General features: G+C 51.9%; 17 protein-coding genes. 9 read left to right on the forward strand and 8 right to left on the reverse strand.

The window, feature by feature from the left end:
- Nucleotides 1–43: 43 nt before the first annotated feature.
- From hpaI to hpaG, 6 genes are all read right to left on the reverse strand, one after another.
- Nucleotides 44–835 (reverse strand): 4-hydroxy-2-oxoheptanedioate aldolase, encoded by a 792-nt coding sequence (hpaI, locus tag LCS67_RS13800; protein ID WP_000785062.1) that lies wholly within the window; start codon nt 833–835, stop codon nt 44–46.
- 10 nt (nt 836–845) lie between these two features.
- The gene (gene hpaH, locus LCS67_RS13805) at nt 846–1,649 is read right to left on the reverse strand and encodes a 2-oxo-hept-4-ene-1,7-dioate hydratase (protein WP_000884795.1); all 804 of its coding nucleotides are present in this window, start codon (nt 1,647–1,649) and stop codon (nt 846–848) included.
- 143 nt (nt 1,650–1,792) lie between these two features.
- Nucleotides 1,793–2,173 (reverse strand): 5-carboxymethyl-2-hydroxymuconate Delta-isomerase, encoded by a 381-nt coding sequence (locus LCS67_RS13810; protein WP_001119849.1) that lies wholly within the window; start codon nt 2,171–2,173, stop codon nt 1,793–1,795.
- 9 nt (nt 2,174–2,182) lie between these two features.
- Nucleotides 2,183–3,034 (reverse strand): 3,4-dihydroxyphenylacetate 2,3-dioxygenase, encoded by an 852-nt coding sequence (gene hpaD / locus LCS67_RS13815; RefSeq protein ID WP_000516978.1) that lies wholly within the window; start codon nt 3,032–3,034, stop codon nt 2,183–2,185.
- A 1-nt stretch (nt 3,035) separates the two neighbouring features.
- The gene (gene hpaE / locus LCS67_RS13820; protein WP_000723524.1) at nt 3,036–4,502 is read right to left on the reverse strand and encodes a 5-carboxymethyl-2-hydroxymuconate semialdehyde dehydrogenase; all 1,467 of its coding nucleotides are present in this window, start codon (nt 4,500–4,502) and stop codon (nt 3,036–3,038) included.
- Nucleotides 4,499–5,788, reverse strand: a complete 1,290-nt coding sequence (hpaG, locus tag LCS67_RS13825; RefSeq protein WP_000679210.1) for a 4-hydroxyphenylacetate degradation bifunctional isomerase/decarboxylase — start codon at nt 5,786–5,788, stop codon at nt 4,499–4,501. Before hpaG ends, hpaE begins: the two co-directional genes overlap by 4 nt.
- A gap of 274 nt (nt 5,789–6,062) precedes the next feature.
- Here hpaG and hpaR point away from each other — a divergent pair, with 274 nt between their 5' ends.
- From hpaR to LCS67_RS13840, 3 genes are all read left to right on the forward strand, one after another.
- Nucleotides 6,063–6,503 carry a homoprotocatechuate degradation operon regulator HpaR gene (gene hpaR, locus LCS67_RS13830; protein ID WP_080183925.1) on the forward strand — a complete coding sequence of 147 codons (441 nt, stop codon included), beginning with the start codon at nt 6,063–6,065 and terminating at the stop codon, nt 6,501–6,503.
- Nucleotides 6,504–6,720: 217 nt separating this feature from the next.
- On the forward strand, nt 6,721–8,283 hold the full coding sequence (hpaB, locus tag LCS67_RS13835; RefSeq protein WP_000801496.1) for a 4-hydroxyphenylacetate 3-monooxygenase, oxygenase component: 1,563 nt from the start codon (nt 6,721–6,723) through the stop codon (nt 8,281–8,283).
- A 17-nt stretch (nt 8,284–8,300) separates the two neighbouring features.
- Nucleotides 8,301–8,813 carry a 4-hydroxyphenylacetate 3-monooxygenase reductase subunit gene (locus tag LCS67_RS13840; protein WP_001195556.1) on the forward strand — a complete coding sequence of 171 codons (513 nt, stop codon included), beginning with the start codon at nt 8,301–8,303 and terminating at the stop codon, nt 8,811–8,813.
- A gap of 332 nt (nt 8,814–9,145) precedes the next feature.
- Here the strand turns inward: LCS67_RS13840 and hiuH are convergent, their stop codons facing one another.
- Nucleotides 9,146–9,556 (reverse strand): hydroxyisourate hydrolase, encoded by a 411-nt coding sequence (gene hiuH, locus LCS67_RS13845; protein ID WP_000833182.1) that lies wholly within the window; start codon nt 9,554–9,556, stop codon nt 9,146–9,148.
- A gap of 135 nt (nt 9,557–9,691) precedes the next feature.
- Here hiuH and hprR point away from each other — a divergent pair, with 135 nt between their 5' ends.
- The 4 genes from hprR (at nt 9,692) to LCS67_RS13865 (ending at nt 13,590) form a co-directional block, all read left to right on the forward strand.
- Nucleotides 9,692–10,372: a response regulator transcription factor HprR gene (hprR, locus tag LCS67_RS13850; protein WP_000698217.1), complete on the forward strand. Its 681-nt coding sequence runs from the start codon at nt 9,692–9,694 to the stop codon at nt 10,370–10,372.
- Entirely contained in the window at nt 10,365–11,729 is a 1,365-nt protein-coding gene (locus tag LCS67_RS13855; RefSeq protein ID WP_001529185.1) for a heavy metal sensor histidine kinase, read from the forward strand. Before hprR ends, LCS67_RS13855 begins: the two co-directional genes overlap by 8 nt.
- Before the next feature lie 172 nt (nt 11,730–11,901).
- Entirely contained in the window at nt 11,902–13,371 is a 1,470-nt protein-coding gene (locus LCS67_RS13860; protein WP_000760232.1) for a C69 family dipeptidase, read from the forward strand.
- A gap of 108 nt (nt 13,372–13,479) precedes the next feature.
- Entirely contained in the window at nt 13,480–13,590 is a 111-nt protein-coding gene (locus LCS67_RS13865; RefSeq protein WP_000174815.1) for a hypothetical protein, read from the forward strand.
- Here LCS67_RS13865 and LCS67_RS13870 read toward each other — a convergent pair whose 3' ends face one another.
- A complete protein-coding gene (locus LCS67_RS13870) occupies nt 13,591–13,761 on the reverse strand; it encodes a YlcI/YnfO family protein (RefSeq protein ID WP_001111006.1) in 171 nt (56 codons plus the stop codon).
- A 334-nt stretch (nt 13,762–14,095) separates the two neighbouring features.
- On the opposite strand from LCS67_RS13870, the gene sopB reads away from it, so the two are divergent.
- Nucleotides 14,096–15,781: an SPI-1 type III secretion system effector inositol phosphate phosphatase SopB gene (gene sopB, locus LCS67_RS13875; RefSeq protein WP_001166958.1), complete on the forward strand. Its 1,686-nt coding sequence runs from the start codon at nt 14,096–14,098 to the stop codon at nt 15,779–15,781.
- 16 nt (nt 15,782–15,797) lie between these two features.
- Nucleotides 15,798–16,139 carry a type III secretion system chaperone SigE gene (gene sigE, locus LCS67_RS13880; protein WP_000444724.1) on the forward strand — a complete coding sequence of 114 codons (342 nt, stop codon included), beginning with the start codon at nt 15,798–15,800 and terminating at the stop codon, nt 16,137–16,139.
- Nucleotides 16,140–16,143: the final 4 nt, after the last annotated feature.

Consider the following 16,143-nt stretch of genomic DNA (forward strand, 5'->3'; position numbering starts at 1 on the left):
GGTACTACGGTTGCCCGGTAGCGCTACGCTTACCGGGCCAGGCTTAATAGACGCCGGACGCACCGGACAGGTTTTTTTCTGCGCCAAAGCGCGCCGCCAGCGCCTCCGCTCCGCGCGCCAGCAGCGTGGTGTCAACGCCGACGGCGACAAATAGCGCCCCCAGTTCCAGATAACGTTTCGCCAGTGCTTCATTGGCCATCAGAATCCCCGGCGCTTTCCCCGCCGCGCGTATCTGCACGATGGCGTTCTCAATCGCCGCCTGCACTTCCGGGTGCTGCGGATTGCCGGCAAAGCCCATATCGGCGCTGAGGTCCGCCGGGCCGATAAACACGCCGTCAATGCCATCCACGTCGAGAATTGACGCCAGATTGCTCATCGCCTCACGCGTTTCAATCTGCACCAGTACGCACATGGCGTCGTTGGCCTGGTGGAGATAGTCCGGAATGCGGTTCCAGCGCGATGCCCGCGCCAACGCGCTGCCCACGCCGCGAATACCGGCAGGCGGATAACGCGTAGCCGCCACGGCGTTTCGCGCTTCATCGGCATTCTGCACCATCGGTATCAGCAGCGTTTGCGCGCCGACGTCGAGCAGTTGCTTAATCTGTACCGGATCGTTCCATGACGGACGCACCACCGGCTGGCTGGGATAAGGCGCAATCGCCTGCAACTGGGTCAACACCGTCTGCACGTTGTTTGGCGCGTGTTCACCGTCAATCAGTAGCCAGTCGAAGCCGGCGCCCGCTAACAGTTCAGCGCTGTAACTGTTGGCAAGCCCCAGCCACAAACCGATTTGCGGGCGCCCCGCTTTTAACGCGTCTTTGAAAGCATTTTTCATCGTTTTTTCCTTACACAAACCGGCAACTGATCGCGCCCATGTTGCCGTAATCGACATGGAAGGTGTCGCCCTTGCGCGCCGGCACCGGGCGGGTGAACGAGCCGCCGAGGATGATCTGCCCGGCTTCAAGCTGGACATCGTAGGGGGCAAGCTTGTTCGCCAGCCACGCCACGCCGTTGGCCGGATGATTCAGCACGCCTGCGGCGACGCCGGTTTCTTCGATCACGCCGTTGCGATAGAGCAGCGCGGAGATCCAGCGCAGATCCAGCTCGTCTGGTTTGATGGGACGACCACCGAGGATCACCCCGGCGTTGGCGGCGTTGTCGGAAATGGTGTCGAACACTTTGCGCGGGCGCTGGGTTTCCGGGTCGATGTTGTGGCTGCGGGCGTCAATCAGTTCCAGCGCCGGAATCACATAATCCGTGGCATTGTAGACGTCGAACAGCGTGCAGTGAGGGCCGCGCAGCGGTTTCGCCAGCACGAACGCCAGCTCCACTTCAATACGCGGGACGATAAAACGGTCGGTGGGGATATCGCCGCCGTCATGGAAGAACATATCGTCAAGCAGCGCGCCGTAATCCGGTTCGCTGATTTGCGAGCTGGCCTGCATCGCTTTTGAGGTCAGGCCGATTTTGTGGCCTTTGAGCGTGCGCCCTTCGGCAATTTTGATATTGACCCATTCACGCTGTACGGCATAGGCATCTTCAATAGTGATGTTGGGATAATCCAGCGACACTGCGCGAATCTGTTCACGCTGTTTTTCAGCCTGATTAAGTCGCTGGGCGATCAGGGTATGGGTCTGTTTATCGAGCATAGTTGCTTCCTGTTACGTCATGCGGTGCTGCTGCGCCGGGTGGCGACGCGGGTGCGTCTTACCCGGCCTACGGTTCGGTATTGCTTCGCGCATCGTTTTTTTGTAGGCCCGGTCAGCGCAGCGCCACCGGGCGAAACAGTGTGCTATTTAAATAACGCGTGTACGTTGTTTTGTTTGTAATTGAGCGTCGGATGTAGCTCGGCAATCTCAAACGACAGCGCCAGATAGCGGTTCTCCATCAGGTCGGCGAAGTGGGCTTTAATCAGCCCAAACAGCATTTCGCCGACTTCCTGACGGCTCTCCAGGCTGCGCCCGGCACCGATTTTCAGCGTCATATGCACAAACGCGTAATCATGCTTACCGTCAGCCATCTGCCAGGTATCCAGCCAGTGGGCGCGACTGCGGATACCGCCGATGGGGAAAATCCCGCTGGCGGCCAGCGCCTCGTTTACCTTGCTGAACAGGCCGGGTAAATCAGCCTGCTCGCGAATATTTTCAGTACATTCAGCAATAAAGTGCGGCATAAACACCCCTTACGCAGGCAGCGGGAAAACAGCGTTCACCTGGCCGGTACCGGAGCTGGCGAACAGATCGGTGATGAACTCCACCTTGCCGTCGTATTTGTCCCAACCCAGCATTCCCAGCAGCATGACCGTGTCGTGCATGTTGCCTTCGCCGTAGCAGTAGTCGGCGTACTCCGGCAACATGGTGCAAAACTCCTTGAATTTGCCTTCGCGCCACAGCTTGACCACGCGCTCGTCCATCTGGTGATCGAACTCGCGGGTGTAGCTGTTCATCCCCTCTTCCGCCCGTTGGTCGTCAATAAAACGGTGCGACAGAGAACCACTGGCGAATACCGCTACGGTACCGTCATATTTCTCAATCGCCTTGAGAATGGCTTCACCCAGTCTGCGGCTGTCGGCAAAATCATGCACAGTGCAGAACGCCGAGATGGAGACCACTTTGAAGTGCTTGTCGCTGTTCATGTAGCGCATCGGCACCAGCGTGCCATACTCCAGCTTCAGGCTCGGGATGTTATGCGCTTTAGCGCGCACGCCCAGTTTGACTGCCTCGTCGGCGATCAGATGGCCGAGCTCCGGATTACCGTCATAGTCATAGGTCATGTCGCGAATAAAGTGTGGCAATTCGTTGCTGGTATAGACGCCCTGGAAATGGTCGGCACAATTAATGTGGTAAGCGCTATTCACCAGCCAGTGGGTGTCGAATACGATAATGGTGTCAACGCCCATTTCGCGGCAACGCTTGCCAATTTCAATATGACCATCAATGGCTGCCTGACGACAACCGTGATTTTTTCCCGGCAGTTCAGAAAGATACATAGACGGCACGTGGGTAATTTTTGCTGCTAACGCTAACTTGCCCATATCAAACTCCCCATTTTGGGATAGGATGGTCGCCCATTGAGATGCAGACGTTTTTCATTTCCGCAAACACTTCGAAGCTATATTCGCCGCCTTCGCGCCCGGTACCGGAGGCTTTCACGCCGCCGAACGGCTGGCGCAGGTCGCGGACGTTCTGGGTGTTGACGAAGACCATGCCGGCTTCAATCCCACGCGCCAGGCGCAACACTTTGCTCACGTCCTGGGTCCAGATATAAGAGGCCAGACCGTATTCCACGTCGTTCGCCAAACGTAACCCTTCCGCTTCGTCTTTGAATGGCAGCAGGCAGGCGACCGGCCCAAAGATCTCTTCCTGCGCGACGCGCATACGGTTGTCGACATCGGCCAGCACGGTTGGGCGCAGGAAGTTACCGCCTTTCAGATGCGCAGGCAGGTCAGTGGGTTTTTCCGCACCGCCCGCCAGCAGCGTTGCGCCCTCTTCAATGCCGAGGCGAATATAACCGGAGACTTTTTCCCAGTGCTGTTGGCTAATCAGCGCGCCGACCTGGGTATTCGGGTCGGTCGGATCGCCGACACGCAGGCGATTCGCGCGTTCGGCAAAGCGCTTCACGAACTCAGGGTAAATGCTCTGCTGGATAAAGATGCGCGACCCGGCGGTGCAGCGTTCGCCGTTGATCGAGAAGATGGTGAACAGCGCGGCGTCCAGCGCGCGCTCAATGTCGGCATCTTCAAAAATCAGCACCGGCGATTTGCCGCCCAGCTCCATCGAGTATTTTTTCAGGCCAGCATTTTTCATGATATTGCGACCGGTGGCGGTCCCGCCGGTAAACGACACCGCACGCACGTCATGGTGGCGTACCAGCGCATCGCCCGCCGTCGCGCCATAGCCCTGCACCACGTTCAGCACGCCTGCCGGAATTCCTGCCTCCAGCGCCAGCTCGCCCAGCCTGTCGGCAGTCAACGGCGACAGCTCGGACATTTTGAGCACCGCGGTGTTACCCAGCGCCAGGCACGGCGCGACTTTCCAGGTCGCGGTCATAAACGGCACGTTCCACGGCGACACCAGCGCGCAGACGCCGACGGGCTGCACCAGCGTATAATTGAGCATTTTATCGTCAACCGGATAGGTCTTGCCGTTCATCTGCTGGCACACTTCGGCGAAGAATTCGAAGTTATGCGAGGCGCGCGGAATCAGCACGTTTTTAGTCTGGTGAATAGGCAGGCCTGTGTCGGCGGTTTCCATCGCCGCGATTTCCGGCACATGCTGGTCAATCAGGTCGCCAAGGCGGCGCATCAGGCGCGCACGCTCTTTCATCGGCAGGTTGGCCCATTTCGGGAACGCCTCTTTGGCCGCCGCGACAGCCTGGTTCACTTCTGCTTCACCGCCGGAGGCCACTTCCGCCAGCACGTCACCAGTCGCCGGGTTAGTGGTTTGGAAGTAGTCGTTACCTGCAACATTTTTGCCGTTAATCCAATGATTTATTTTCTTCATTTTGCGCTCTCCTCACTGACGATTCGGTTAACCAGGCGACCCACGCCTTCTACTTCCACGACAACCTCATCCCCCGGCACCACATCAGACAACCCTTTCGGCGTACCGGTGGCAATCATGTCGCCCGGTTGCAACGTCATAAATTCGCTCAGATAAGAAATCAGGAACGGGATGCTGAAGATCAGATCGGCGGTCGTCCCTTCCTGCCGCAGCTCACCGTTGACAAAGGTGCGTAACGTCAGGTTATGCGGATCAGAAACCGCCTCTTTATCCACAATCCACGGGCCTATCGGCGTCAGGCCGTCGCGGCTTTTTACCCGCAGATTTGGACGGTAGTAGTTTTCCAGATAGTCGCGGATCGCGTAGTCGTTACAGACGGTGTAACCGGCCACATACTCCATGGCTTCGGCTTCGCTCACCTTACGCGCCGTTTTGCCAATTACCACGACCAGTTCGGCTTCATAGTGCATATATTCGACGTTGTTCGGGCGCACCGACGTTTGATGATGTTCGGTAAAGGTGTTTGGCGCTTTGATAAATACCAGCGGCTCTTTCGGCGGCGTAAATGCCAGCTCGCTGGCATGATCGGCGTAGTTCAACCCCAGCGCAAATAGCGTTCCCGTTGCTGACAACGGCCACGTAAACGTCTGGTGGCGGGCGAATTCATCTTCTGCGACAACCGGATTTTCCAGAGCGGGTAAACCTTTCGCCAGAATACGCACCCGATCGCCGGGACGCAGCGCAACGCGATTCTGCGGCGTACCGAGTAAGATCGCATCGCCAGGGTTAAGCGTAGCGAACTCACTTAACGCGCTAAGCAGCTGTGCGGCGCTACGCTGTAAATCGGCAGTATTCCAGTGGTCCGCTTCTCGTCCGTTGATTTCAGTGATAATGGTGAGGTTATCCACATCACTCAGCGGCGCCATTTCACCCAGAGGGCAAAAGCCATCGCGACATTTCGCTTTAATCGCCGGGCGATAAAAGCTCTCTTCCGGCAGGCTGACCTCGTTAGCCAACGCATACCCGGCGATATAGTCCGCCGCCGCTTCAGGGCGTATCCGGCTGGCGGTTTTCCCCACAATGAGCGCCACTGTCGCGCCGCTCAGTACCTTTTCTCCCTGCGGATAAGGAATGGGTTCGCCGTGACGAATCACCGTATTACGCGGCTTGATGAACCACACTGCGGTTTTAGGCGGCGCATTATAGGGAGGCTGAGAGAAAGCCTCTTGCCAGGCATCAAGCTGGCTGCGATGGTTTAACGCAACGGCGAAAACAGTACCCTTCATACATAAACTCCTCAGGCCGATTTAACGGGCTGTGATTTCATTAATATATTAATGATTAGATTTATGCTTTCGCTGTACATTTAGCAAGCTGAAGTAAAGTATTTGTGATGTGATTAACAATATTTTCACAAAATAATAATTAAATACAAATATATCAAATAGTTAAATAAAACCCCTTGTTTCTGTTAAACTTTGGACATAAAACAGATGTCATAGCTCACATCGGTAAACACGATTATTCAGGTATTAATAATTCTGCAAAAGAGAAACGCTTATGCATGATTCATTAACCATCGCATTGCTTCAGGCGCGCGAAGCGGCAATGACCTATTTCCGCCCCATCGTTAAAAGCCACAATCTGACCGACCAGCAATGGCGCATTGTGCGAATCCTGGCCGATAGCCCCTCTATGGATTTTCACGAGCTGGCCTTTCGTACCTGCATTTTGCGTCCAAGTCTGACCGGAATATTGACGCGCATGGAGCGAGACGGACTGGTGTTGCGACTCAAGCCGGTTAACGATCAGCGTAAGTTATATGTCATGTTGACGGAGCAGGGACAAACGTTGTACGCCCGTGCCCGGAGCCAGGTAGAAGAGGCTTATCGAAAAATTGAGGCCGATTTCACGTCCGAAAAAACACAGCAATTGATGCTGCTGCTGGACGATCTTATTGCCCTGGGGCGCCAGCATCCTGATAGCGAAGCGGAAGCATAGTATTATTACCTTCCCACGCCGCCGACACGGGAATCCCCTCCCGCTTACAACGTTGACGGCGATCGCATTTTACTCTTCTTCTTCGACGTTCATCTGAAAAGTACCCGCCGTTGTCCTGAAAGTCTCTTCACAGTTTACGCTTCTGCCTATTCAATTAAACAACAAATAAGAAACATATTATTAACAAAACATTCCGATTAACGAGGAAGAGGCCGCAATGAAACCTGAAGATTTTCGTACTGATAACAAGCGTCCGTTAACGGGCGAAGAGTATTTAAAAAGCCTGCAGGACGGGCGGGAAATTTATATTTACGGCGAACGCGTTAAAGATGTTACGACACATCCGGCATTCCGCAATGCCGCAGCCTCTGTCGCACAACTGTATGACGCATTACATAAACCGTCGATGCAAGATACCCTGTGCTGGAATACCGATACCGGCAGCGGCGGTTATACGCATAAATTTTTCCGCGTGGCGAAAAGCGCAGACGATCTGCGCCAACAGCGTGATGCTATCGCCGAGTGGTCACGCCTGAGTTACGGCTGGATGGGACGCACACCGGATTACAAAGCCGCCTTTGGCTGCGCTCTGGGCGCTAACCCAGCCTTCTACGGCCAGTTTGAGCAGAACGCCCGCAACTGGTACACCCGTATTCAGGAGACCGGCCTGTACTTTAACCATGCTATCGTCAACCCGCCTATCGACCGCCACAAACCTGCCGACGAAGTGAAAGACGTCTATATCAAGCTGGAGAAAGAGACGGACGCCGGGATTATTGTCAGCGGGGCGAAAGTCGTCGCCACTAACTCCGCCCTGACTCACTACAACATGATTGGTTTCGGCTCAGCCCAGGTGATGGGCGAAAACCCGGATTTTGCGCTGATGTTTGTCGCGCCAATGGATGCCGAAGGCGTAAAACTTATTTCGCGCGCCTCGTATGAAATGGTCGCGGGCGCGACGGGCTCGCCGTTTGATTATCCACTCTCCAGCCGCTTTGATGAAAACGATGCCATTCTGGTGATGGATAAGGTGCTGATCCCGTGGGAAAACGTGTTGATTTACCGTGATTTCGATCGTTGCCGTCGCTGGACGATGGAAGGCGGCTTTGCCCGTATGTATCCACTGCAAGCCTGTGTTCGTCTGGCGGTTAAACTTGATTTCATTACCGCGCTGCTGAAAAAATCGCTCGAATGTACGGGTACCGTAGAGTTCCGGGGCGTGCAGGCCGATCTCGGCGAAGTCGTGGCCTGGCGCAATATGTTCTGGGCATTGAGCGATTCTATGTGTTCTGAAGCAACCCCGTGGGTAAACGGCGCCTGGCTACCGGACCACGCTGCGCTGCAAACCTATCGTGTGATGGCCCCAATGGCCTACGCGAAAATTAAAAATATTATTGAACGTAACGTTACCAGCGGCCTGATTTACCTGCCTTCCAGCGCCCGCGATCTGAATAATCCGCAAATCGACCAGTACCTGGCGAAATACGTACGTGGCTCTAACGGAATGGACCATGTTGAACGTATCAAAATTCTTAAATTGATGTGGGATGCCATCGGCAGCGAGTTTGGCGGTCGCCATGAGCTGTACGAGATTAACTACTCGGGCAGCCAGGATGAAATTCGTCTGCAGTGCCTGCGTCAGGCCCAGAGCTCCGGCAATATGGATAAGATGATGGCAATGGTCGATCGCTGCCTCTCCGAATACGATCAGAATGGCTGGACGGTTTCGCATTTGCACAATAACGACGACATCAATCAACTGGATAAGCTGCTGAAATAACGCGGCAGGAGGTTCTCATGCAAGTAGATGAACAACGTCTGCGTTTTCGCGATGCGATGGCAAGTCTGGCGGCAGCGGTCAATATCGTAACCACGGCGGGTCACGCCGGACGCTGCGGTATCACCGCAACAGCGGTCTGTTCCGTCACCGATACGCCGCCCTCCGTGATGGTATGTATTAATGCCAATAGCGCCATGAACCCCGTCTTTCAGGGCAACGGCAGGCTGTGCATTAATGTACTTAACCATGAGCAGGAGCTGATGGCGCGCCACTTTGCCGGTATGACGGGGATGGCGATGGAGGAGCGTTTTCACCAGCCATGTTGGCAAAACGGACCGTTGGGCCAGCCGGTACTTAACGGCGCGCTGGCCGGTCTTGAAGGCGAGATCAGCGAGGTACAAACCATTGGCACGCATCTGGTGTATCTGGTGGCGATCAAAAATATCATCCTTAGCCAGGATGGGCATGGCCTGATTTATTTCAAACGCCGTTTTCATCCGGTCAGACTTGAGATGGAAGCGCCTGTTTAACCGTCACTCATGCCCACAAGCGGGATAACCACCGCTTGTGGGAGAAGAGTCGATACGCTGAAGATTTTTATTCCCGCCGCAATGTTTGATCGCCATAAATCGCGGCGATTAATACAATCTAAGAGCCTATCCCACCAGGCGTTATTGGTGCAGCCAGTTTGGACACGGACAGCGCGCAAAAACCGGAGCGTACACGTAGTACGTGAGGTTTGACTCGCTACGCTCGCCCTTCGGGCCGCCGCTAGCGGCGTTCAAAACGCTAACGCGTTTTGGCGAGCACTGCCCAGGTCCAAAATGGCAAGTAAAATAGCCCTAATGGGATAGGCTCTAAATTAGCTCCCGCGATAGGTTGAATAACCATACTGACTTAATAACAGCGGCACATGATAGTGCTCATTCGTTTTGCTGATATGAAACTCGACGGGAATCTCCGGGAAAAACGTATCCAGTTTTTTACTTTCAAAATACTGGCCGGTTTTAAAAATAACGCGATAATCCCCCGGCGCGGCAGCTTTTTCGGGCCACAGTGCTTTAATACGTCCATCCTGGTCGGTATGCCCGGTATTTAATTGCGTCCATCCGTTATCCTTTTTCTGCTCCAGTACCACCTCCACGCCGGGCGCCGGTTTGCCTGTTTGCTGATCGAGAATATGTACGCTGAGAATATTGTTGCCAGCGGCCAGCGCCATTGCAGGGGCTGCAACAAGAGATGCTATCGCGGTAGCCAGTATATATCGTTTCATGCTTCACTCCTTTACGGTATTGATGCAGGAAAATATATCTGGCGCGTCCAGGATTAACCTTACACGGACATGACAATTATGTCATCTTGTTGGAGATTTACGGATTCGCTACCAAGCCTATGGCATACTGCGTTGATGAAGATTTTATTGATTGAAGATAACCAGAAAACCATTCAGTGGGTACGTCAGGGACTCACGGAGGCAGGCTATGTGGTTGATTATGCCTGTGATGGACGAGACGGATTACACCTGGCCCTTCAGGAACATTATTCATTGATTATTCTTGATATTATGCTGCCGGGGCTTGATGGATGGCAGGTTTTACGCGCGTTACGCACTGCGCATCAGTCCCCCGTTATTTGCCTGACGGCGCGCGACTCGGTTGAGGATCGCGTCAAAGGTCTTGAGGCGGGCGCTAATGATTACCTTGTTAAGCCTTTTTCCTTCGCCGAACTGCTGGCCCGGGTGAGAGCTCAACTCAGACAGCACGTCCCGGTCTTTACCCGACTGACGATCAATGGTCTGGACATGGATGCCACAAAGCAATCGGTGTCACGAAATGGCAAACCGATTTCCCTGACCCGCAAAGAATTCCTGCTCCTCTGGTTACTGGCCTCCCGGGCAGGAGAAATTGTGCCCCGAACCGCGATCGCCAGCGAAGTTTGGGGAATTAACTTTGATAGTGAAACCAACACCGTTGATGTCGCGATTCGTCGGCTGCGCGCCAAAGTAGACGATCCATTTGAAAAGAAGCTCATTATGACCGTCCGGGGGATGGGTTATCGATTACAGGCGGAAACGTCGCAGAATGGTTAAGTTATCAATGACGCTGCGCCTGACAATTTCTTTTATCGCCATACTTATCCTCGCCTGTACCGGCATTAGCTGGACGCTCTATAACGCGCTGAGCAAAGAATTAACGTATCGGGATGATATGACGCTAATAAATCGGGCGGCGCAAATGCAGCAACTGTTACTGGATGGCGCCAGGCCGGAAAATCTGCCGCTCTATTTCAATCGGATGGTGGATACGAAGCAGGATATCTTATTGATCCATTCAGCAACAGGCCACAATGTTGCGATTAATCATAGCGGCATCCCCGACCAACGCTTTAACGAGATTCCGCTGGCTAAAAACATCACCCGCGAAACCTTATTTCGCCAGGCGGTACAAGGCACGGAGCTGACCGCGGTACGAGTAAACGCCAGAAGCGGCGATGACCCGCTGACCCTTACTATTGCCAGGCTGGCGACGGAAAGGCGGCAAATGCTGACGCAATATCGCCGCAACAGTTTGCTGATTAGCCTTATCGCGATCCTCGTCTGTTCGGCGCTCAGTCCATTAGTCATCAGAAACGGGCTGCGGGCCATTACGTCGCTCAGCCGACTCACCGCGGCGACTGATAGCGGCACACTTCGCCAGCCGCTGGCGGAACAGGCGTTACCCGTCGAGCTCAGGCCGCTTGGACAAGCGCTAAATACCATGCGCCAGAAGCTTTCCGACGATTTTGAACGCCTGAACCAATTTGCTGACGATCTGGCGCATGAGCTGCGCACGCCGATTAATATTTTACTGGGGAAGAATCAGGTGATGCTGAGTCAGGAACGCAGCGCCGAAGAGTATCAACAAGCCCTTGTCGATAATATTGAAGAGCTGGAGGGACTGTCGCGACTGACAGAAAATATTCTCTTTCTGGCACGCGCGGAGCACCAGAATATAGCGGTAAAAAAACAGCCTGTTTCGCTCAATGCGCTGGTCGAAAATATGCTGGATTATCTTAGCCCCCTTGCCGAGGAGAAGCGCATCTGTTTTATAAATCAATGTCAGGGAACGGTATGGGCTGACGAAATATTATTACAAAGAGTGCTCTCAAACCTGCTGACGAATGCCATCCGTTATTCTGATGAAAACGCCGTGATACGTATTGAAAGCGCTTATGATGATAACGTTGCAGAAATTCGGGTCGCTAATCCGGGCAGCCACCCCGCCGATGCGGATAAGCTTTTCCGGCGTTTTTGGCGAGGAGATAATGCCCGCCACACTGCCGGTTTCGGCCTGGGGTTATCGTTAGTTAACGCGATTGCTCTATTACACGGTGGTTCGGCATCTTACCGCTATGCCGATGAACATAATATCTTTTCGGTTCGTCTGCCTGATAGCGGTGATAGCTAAGGTCAGTACAGGTTCTGTTCCCCTTCCCTGCCACAGGGCTGTGGTTATCAATACAACCTCAATAAAGAGAAAATAAAGGATGCCGGCAAAGAATATTGCTGGCTCGATCACTTTCTCGGTTTCCAATCCAGGGTCAATTCATCCCATAACGCGTTATTCAGTGGGAACCTTTATGAAAAAGTATCTTGCATTCGCCGTTACGCTGCTGGGTATGGGTAAAGTCATCGCCTGTACTACCCTTTTGGTAGGCAATCAGGCTTCGGCTGACGGCTCCTTTATTATCGCGCGCAACGAGGATGGCTCGGCAAATAACGCCAAGCATAAGGTTATTCATCCCGTCGCGTTTCATCAACAAGGCGAGTATAAAGCACATCGGAACAATTTTAGCTGGCCGCTTCCGGAGACAGCGATGCGCTATACGGCGATTCATGACTTTGATACTAACGATAACGCCATGGGTGAAGCCGGTTTCAATTCGGCGGGCGTCGGAATGAGCGCAACGGAAACCATTTATAACGGCAGAGCGGCGCTGGCTGCCGATCCTTACGTGACAAAAACGGGAATCACGGAAGACGCCATTGAGTCCGTGATCCTGCCAGTGGCGCAATCGGCGCGTCAGGGCGCCAAATTACTGGGAGACATTATTGAACAAAAAGGCGCTGGCGAAGGTTTCGGCGTCGCGTTTATTGATAGCAAAGAGATATGGTATCTGGAGACGGGAAGCGGTCATCAATGGCTGGCAGTACGACTTCCGGCAGATAGCTATTTCGTTTCCGCCAATCAGGGACGTTTACGCCATTACGATCCGAATGATAACGCGAATTATATGGCGTCACCAACGTTAGTAAGCTTTGCGAAAAAGCAGGGATTATATGATCCGGCCCGCGGCGAATTCGACTTTCATCAAGCCTATTCGCAGGATAACAAAAACGATACCACCTATAATTATCCGCGCGTCTGGACGCTACAACATCAGTTTAATCCGCATCTGGATACGGCCGTTAGCGAAGGAGAAACATTTCCTGTTTTTTTAACGCCAATAACGAAAATTAGCGTGGCGGCAGTAAAAAACGCGTTACGCAATCACTATCAGGGAACGTCGCACGACCCTTATGCCAGTCATAATCCACAAGAACCATGGCGACCTATATCCGTTTTTCGTACCCAGGAGTCACATATTTTACAGGTCAGACCGAAATTACCGCAGGCTATCGGCAACGTAGAATACATCGCCTATGGAATGCCATCTCTTAGCGTCTATCTCCCCTATTATCAGGGAATGCGTCATTATCAACCCGGAGATGATAAAGGAACCGATCGGGCGAGCAACGACTCTACCTACTGGACATTCCGCACGCTGCAAACGCTGGTTATGCAGGACTACAATGCGTTTGCGCCAGATGTGCAACACGCCTGGAAAACATTTGAACAGCAAACAGCTAAGCAGCAGTATAAGATGGAGCAGAGCTATCTGAGATTATATGCGTCGCATCCGAAAGAAGCGCAACGCTTACTGCAAAATTTTGAAGATAAAACGATGCAAAATGCGCAGACGCTCGCCCGTCGCCTGACCAATAATATTATTACGACAATGACTTACCGCACAGATATGAAATATCACTTTTCAAGTACGCAACCATAAATTTAATGACAATCTATTAGCCACTCATACACAATAAGATAAAGCGGCACCAGAATTAGCCAGATATAAAAGACAATAATTATTATGGAGTCATAGAGAGGATAGTTTATGACACTCCAGGCAAATATCAGCAGAGAGACAAAAGCGGCAAAAACCCAGGAGGTATATAAGCACGTTGTTCTTTTCAAAATGGCCGCCTCCTCTCGCATAAAACGATAACTACAACTTATGTCCCGTGTTACATAACTTTTCCCGACAGGCCTCTTTTACCCACGCTGAAAAATTCCGCGTCTTTTCAGATTTCAACGCGAATTCTATCTGTTCAAGCATGGAATAGGAAAAACGAATATTCTTCGTCACGGTCTTACTTGTCCGGGGCTTTGCTGGCATACACACACCTGTATAACATTTGATGTAACGCCGTTACTTTACGCAGGAGTAAATCGGTGAATTTGATCTGAGTCAAGAAGGTGGGTTTTCAATAAAAGTTGTGCCCTAAATTGTGAAGTTTGTAGATTTTATGAACATTTGATGTACCGATCTCCCCCCATGATCGCCACTACGTATGGACACGTCAGGACACCTCCCCGCCTGATCAGAAGCGCTTTCTCATTAAAAAGGACATTTTTTTAAAGTTCCTGGCGCATAAAAGTCACATTCTTTTAAAGGGTTGTTAACCCTGTTGAATGTTCCCACTCCCCTATTCAGGAATATTAAAAACGCTATGCAAATACAGAGCTTCTATCACTCAGCTTCACTAAAAACCCAGGAGGCTTTTAAAAGCCTACAAAAAACCTTATACAACGGAATGCAGATTCTCTCAGGCCAGGGCAAAGCGCCGGCTAAAGCGCCCGACGTTCGCCCGGAAATTATTGTCCTGCGAGAACCCGGCGCGACATGGGGGAATTATCTACAGCATCAGAAGACGTCTAACCACTCGCTGCATAACCTCTATAACTTACAGCGCGATCTTCTTACCGTCGCGGCAACCGTTCTGGGTAAACAAGACCCGGTTCTAACGTCAATGGCAAACCAAATGGAGTTAGCCAAAGTTAAAGCGGACCGGCCAGCAACAAAACAAGAAGAAGCCGCGGCAAAAGCATTGAAGAAAAATCTTATCGAACTTATTGCAGCACGCACTCAGCAGCAAAATGGCCTACCTGCAAAAGAAGCTCATCGCTTTGCGGCAGTAGCGTTTAGAGATGCTCAGGTCAAGCAGCTTAATAACCAGCCCTGGCAAACCATAAAAAATACACTCACGCATAACGGGCATCACTATACCAACACGCAGCTCCCTGCCGCAGAGATGAAAATTGGCGCAAAAGATATCTTTCCCAGTGCTTATCAGGGAAAGGGCGTATGCAGTTGGGATACCAGGAATATTCATCACGCCAACAATTTGTGGATGTCCACGGTGAGTGTGCATGAGGATGGTAAAGATAAAACGCTCTTTTGCGGGATACGTCATGGCGTGCTTTCCCCCTATCATGAAAAAGATCCGCTTCTGCGTCAGGTCGGCGCTGAAAACAAAGCCAAAGAAGTATTAACTGCGGCACTTTTTAGTAAACCTGAGTTGCTTAACAGAGCCTTAGAGGGCGAAGCGGTAAGCCTGAAACTGGTATCCGTCGGGTTACTCACCGCGTCGAATATTTTCGGCAAAGAGGGAACGATGGTCGAGGATCAAATGCGCGCATGGCAATCGTTGACCCAGCCGGGAAAAATGATTCATTTAAAAATCCGCAATAAAGATGGCGATCTACAGACGGTAAAAATAAAACCGGACGTCGCCGCATTTAATGTGGGTGTTAATGAGCTGGCGCTCAAGCTCGGCTTTGGCCTTAAGGCATCGGATAGATATAATGCCGAAGCGCTACATCAGTTATTAGGCAATGATTTACGCCCTGAAGCCAGACCTGGTGGCTGGGTTGGCGAATGGCTGGCGCAATACCCGGATAATTATGAGGTCGTCAATACATTAGCGCGCCAGATTAAGGATATCTGGAAAAATAACCTACATCATAAAGATGGCGGTGAACCCTATAAACTCGCACAACGCCTTGCCATGTTAGCCCATGAAATTGACGCGGTGCCCGCCTGGAATTGTAAAAGCGGCAAAGATCGTACAGGGATGATGGATTCAGAAATCAAGCGAGAGCACATTTCTTTACATCAGACCCATATGTTAAGTGCGCCTGGTAGTCTTCCGGATAGCGGTGGACAGAAAATTTTCCAAAAAGTATTACTGAATAGCGGCAACCTGGAGATTCAGAAACAAAATACGGGCGGGGCGGGAAACAAAGTAATGAAAAATTTATCGCCAGAGGTGCTCAATCTTTCCTATCAAAAACGAGTTGGGGATGAAAATATTTGGCAGTCAGTAAAAGGCATTTCTTCATTAATCACATCTTGAGTCTTGAGGTAACTATATGGAAAGTCTATTAAATCGTTTATATGACGCGTTAGGCCTGGATGCGCCAGAAGATGAGCCACTGCTTATCATTGATGATGGGATACAGGTTTATTTTAATGAATCCGATCATACACTGGAAATGTGCTGTCCCTTTATGCCATTGCCTGACGACATCCTGACTTTGCAGCATTTTTTACGTCTGAACTACACCAGCGCCGTCACTATCGGCGCTGACGCAGACAATACTGCTTTAGTGGCGCTTTATCGCTTGCCGCAAACCAGTACCGAAGAAGAGGCGCTCACTGGTTTTGAATTATTCATTTCAAACGTGAAGCAATTGAAAGAGCATTATGCTTAATTTA

Origin of the sequence: Salmonella sp. A7 (genome assembly GCF_020181675.1) — a bacterium.
In the GTDB taxonomy this organism is placed as follows: domain Bacteria; phylum Pseudomonadota; class Gammaproteobacteria; order Enterobacterales; family Enterobacteriaceae; genus Salmonella; species Salmonella enterica.